This is a genomic window from Propylenella binzhouense (assembly GCF_009866965.1).
Classification (GTDB): Bacteria; Pseudomonadota; Alphaproteobacteria; order Rhizobiales; family Afifellaceae; genus Propylenella; species Propylenella binzhouense.
In genome coordinates, this window is record NZ_SPKJ01000171.1 from 1 (window position 1) to 4,237 (window position 4,237).

Consider the following 4,237-nt stretch of genomic DNA (forward strand, 5'->3'; position numbering starts at 1 on the left):
CGCGCAGCAGCGCGCCGAGGGCGTCGCGGCCGGCCGGCCGCACGGCGGCGCCCGCCGGCTCGGCTTCGGCGGCGGTCTCGGCTTCGGGAAAGGGCGCGTCCATGCTCGGTCCGGCGGCGTTCGGCTGGGCTATAGATAGACAAGCGGGCGCGGGACTTACAGCCGCCGGGGAGCTACAGCCTGCGGGGACCGCCGCCGGCGGGGCCCGATGCGCCCGCGATCGCCCGCCCGCCTTATCCCGGAACTCCGTCCTCATCGCCGGACCTGATCCGCGGCGCTCCGGAGAACGCCCGGCCGGCCTCCCTCTCCGTCGTCATCGCCGGACTTCTTTCCGGCGATCCAGGGGGCACCCGGCCGGCCACCCTCTCTGTCGTCATCGCCGGACTTGATCCGGCGATCCATGAGGTCGAAGCGAACGGATGCCGCTGGATGCCCGGGTCGGAGCCCGGGCATGACGACAAAACGAGCGGCAGCGCGCCGGAACCGCACGAGCGGCAGCGCCCCGGAACTCCGTCGTCATCGCCGGACTCTTTTCCGGCGATCCACGGGGCAACGGGCAGCGGGCCCGACGCGTCTGGATGCCCGGGTCGGAGCCCGGGCATGACGACAAAACAAGCGGCAGCGCCCCGGAACTGCACGAGCGGCAGCGCCCCGGAGCGGAGCAAGTGGCAAGGCGACGGAGCGGAGCAAGCTTCAAGGCGACGGAGCGGAGCAGGGGGCAAGGCGATGGGAGGGAACAAGCGGTGAGGGCCGGCACAAATCCGGCGGCGGGCGCCGGGCCGGAACAGGCGGTGGAGCGCCGGAAAGGAACAACCGGTGGGCCGCCGGAATTCGGCACGTCCGGGCGCCGATCCGCCCTTGTGGTCCCGCCCGATGCTTGCTACATGCACGCCCGCCGGCGGACAAACCGGCAATTCGCGGTCGTGGCGGAACTGGTAGACGCGCAGCGTTGAGGTCGCTGTGGGGCAACCCGTGGAGGTTCGAGTCCTCTCGACCGCACCATTCGACGACGCGGCCACGGCCGCGGCTTCGATCTGAAGAGGCGGCCCGCGGGCCGCCTTTTTCGTTTTCGCGGAGCGCGGCGGCTTTTCTTCCGCCCACCTCCTTGCCGCGGCTTCCCCTTTCCGCCGCGCCGGGCTAACCCGGCCTTCGCGCCGCAGCAGAAGGGCCGCAGCCGTGGAGCCGGAAACCGCACCGAACCCCGAAGGGGAAGCGCCCGTCCGCATCCGCGACGAGGACGGCGACCTTGAGCGCGACTTCATCGCCCGCGTCGAGAACGCGATCGCGGCCGAGGATGCGGAGACCGCCCGCGCGCTCGTCGGCGACCTGCACGAGGCCGATCTCGGCGCGGTGCTCGAGGCGCTCGATCCGGAGGAGCGCGACGGCCTGATCCGGCTGCTCGGCCCGGACTTCGACTGGACGGCACTCACCGAGATCGACGAGACCGTCCGCAACGAGATCCTCGAATCGATCCCGAACGAGACGATCTCGGAGGGCGTGCGCGCGCTCGACAGCGACGACGCGATCGGGATCCTGGAGAGCCTCGACGAGGAGGACCGCGACGCGATCCTCGCCGGCCTGCCGCTCGCCGAGCGCATCGCGCTGCAGCGCAGCCTCGACTACCCGGAGGAATCCGCCGGACGGCGGATGACGACCAAGTTCATCGCCGTGCCGCCCTACTGGACGGTCGGCCAGACGATCGACTTCATGCGCGAGGAGCCGCGGCTCCCGGACGAGTTCACCGAGCTCTACGTCGTCGACCCGCGCTTCTGCTTCCTCGGCACCGTGCCGCTCGACCGGCTGCTGCGCGCCAAGCGCCCGACCCGGGTCGAGGACATCATGGGCGAGGTCGCCCATTCGGTGAACGTGGAGGACGACCAGGAGGACGTGGCGCGGCTCTTCGAGCGCTACAACCTGCTCTCCGTCGGCGTCGTCGACGATTCGAACCGGCTCGTCGGCGTCATCACGGTCGACGACATCGTCGATGTCATCGAGGAGGAGGCCGACGAGGACATCAAGCGGCTCGCCGGCGTCGGCGACGAGGAGCTCTCCGAGGGCGTCCTGCAGATCGTGCGGCTGCGGAGCTCCTGGCTCCTCGTCAATCTCGTCACCGCCTTCCTCTCCGCCTCCGTGATCGCCCTCTTCGAATCGACCATCGAGCGGATCGCGATCCTCGCGATGCTCTTCCCCGTCGTGGCGGGGCTCGGCGGCAATGCCGGCACCCAGACGCTGACGGTGACGGTGCGCGCGCTCGCCACCCGCCAGCTCAATCCCGGCAATGCCTGGAAGCTGATCGGCCGCGAGGCGCTGGTCGGCATCTGCAACGGTCTCGTGCTCGGCTCGGTGACCGGCCTCGCCGTCGGCCTCATCTTCGCGCGGCCGGAGCTCGGCCTCGTGATCGCCGGCGGCATGCTCGCCAACCAGACCGTGGCGGCCCTCGTCGGCATCCTGATCCCGCTCACGCTCGACAAGCTCGACATCGACCCGGCGGTGGCGTCCTCGATCTTCGTGACCGCGGCGACCGACGCGACCGGCTTCGCGGCGTTTCTCGGGCTCGCGACGCTGCTCCTGGTGTGAGTCTCGGAAAGACGCGGCGAGGGGGGGCGCATCGCCGACGCCCGTCGCTTGGTCTGTTGCCGTGCCACTTGTTCTGTCGTCCTGCCCGGGCTCGACCCGGGCATCCAAGGGGCGCCCGGGCCGCCACTTTGCCGAGGACGACGGAGAGGCGGCGCCCGGTCCGCCACCCCGTTTCCGGATCGCCGGGTCGAGCCCGGCGATGACGACAGGGGGGAGGAGAGGACGACGGAGAGGGAGGCGAGGCGGCGGGATCGCGTCCGCAAGGCAGCGGCATTTTCTGTCGTCCTGCCCGGGCTTGACCCGGGCATCCAAGGGGCGCCTGGGCCGGCATTCTTGCCGATGACGACGGAGATGCGGCGCCCGGTCCGCCACTCCGTTGCTGGATCGCCGGGTCGAGCCCGGCGATGACGACAGTGGGGGCGAGGCGGCGGGATCGCGTCCGCAAGGCAGCGGCATTTTCTGTCGTCCTGCCCGGGCTTGACCCGGGCATCCAAGGGGCGCCTGGGCCGGCATGTTTGCCGATGACGACGGAGAGGCGGCGTCCGGTCCGCCACTCCGTTTCCGGATCGCCGGGTCGAGCCCGGCGATGACGACAGGGGGGAGGCGAGGACGACGGAGAGGTGGCGAGGCGGCGCCGTGGAAAGGCGGGGCCAGTGGTCAGTCGGCGGCGATGGCGAACTGGAGGAGCAGCGTCCGCTGCAGGATGCTCTTGTTGTCGTCCGAGACGAGGGTGAGGACGACGCGGCCGGAGGCCTCCCGGTGAACGGCAAGGCCCTCCATGTTGTCGATCTGGTCGGTCATGCCGGCCTCGATCAGCACCGCGCCGTCGAGCTCCGCGCCGTCCCGGATCCGGCCGCCGTCGATCCGGCGGATGCGCATGGCGATGCCGGAGATCGGCGTGAAGCGCCGCTCGAGGACGAGGAGGTCGCCGTCCGGCAGGAAGCGCGCGCTCGCGATGTCGTAATCGTCCCGGCGCACGATCCGGAAGGCGCCGCCGCCGAGGATCCAGGCCGGGATCGTCGCCGCCCCGCGCTCGGCCGCCCGCTCCGCGACGATGATCGCGCGGCCGGCCAGCGGGGAGGCCGCGGGCGCATAGGCGACGCTTTCCAGGCCCCGGTTCATCTTGAGTTTCAGGACGGCGGGCGGGACCGCGACCGGCTCCGTCGGGACCGGCCAGCCGTCCTCCACGCGGAAGGCGAGGAGGGGCGTCCGCCGCCGCTCCATCGCAAGCAGGCCGCCCGTGCCGTCGGGGGCGAAGGCGAGATCTTCCGCGTCGGCTTCGAACTTGTCGCGCTCGACGGGAAAGAGGCCCCTGATCTCGGCATCCGCGAGGCCGACGAGGCGGCCGTTCTCGTGGACGAGCCTGCCGCGGACGAGATAGCCGTCGTCGGAGACCATCGTGACGGCGTCGCCGTCCGCGCCGACATCGATGCCGGAGAGCCCGCCAAGGCGCCTGTCGCGCGCGGTGATGTCGATGCCGCCGAGAAATTCGAGCGCGCCGAAGCGCGTTTCGGCGCGGGCTATGCCGAAGGCGTCGATCCGGCGGACGGCGAGCGCGAGCGGCTCGCCGCCTGCGGCCGCGGCATCGGACGGCAGCCAGCCGGACGCGGCGAGAAAGGCGAACGCGGCGAGGGCGGCCGCGGCGCGGCCCCGCACGCGG

2 protein-coding genes and 1 tRNA gene are annotated in these 4,237 nt (G+C 71.7%); 2 read left to right on the forward strand and 1 reads right to left on the reverse strand.

Going from position 1 to position 4,237, the window contains the following annotated elements; all coding sequences use genetic code 11:
* Window positions 1-917 precede the first annotated feature (917 nt).
* Window positions 918-1,002, forward strand: a tRNA-Leu gene (locus tag E4O86_RS22350).
* 174 nt (window positions 1,003-1,176) lie between these two features.
* Complete coding sequence (gene mgtE / locus E4O86_RS22355; protein WP_161142753.1) at window positions 1,177-2,577, forward strand: magnesium transporter; 1,401 nt, start codon at window positions 1,177-1,179, stop codon at window positions 2,575-2,577.
* A gap of 657 nt (window positions 2,578-3,234) precedes the next feature.
* On the opposite strand, the gene E4O86_RS22360 is transcribed toward mgtE, so the two are convergent.
* A partial coding sequence (locus E4O86_RS22360; RefSeq protein WP_161142754.1) for an esterase-like activity of phytase family protein occupies window positions 3,235-4,237 on the reverse strand: 1,003 nt, incomplete at its 5' end.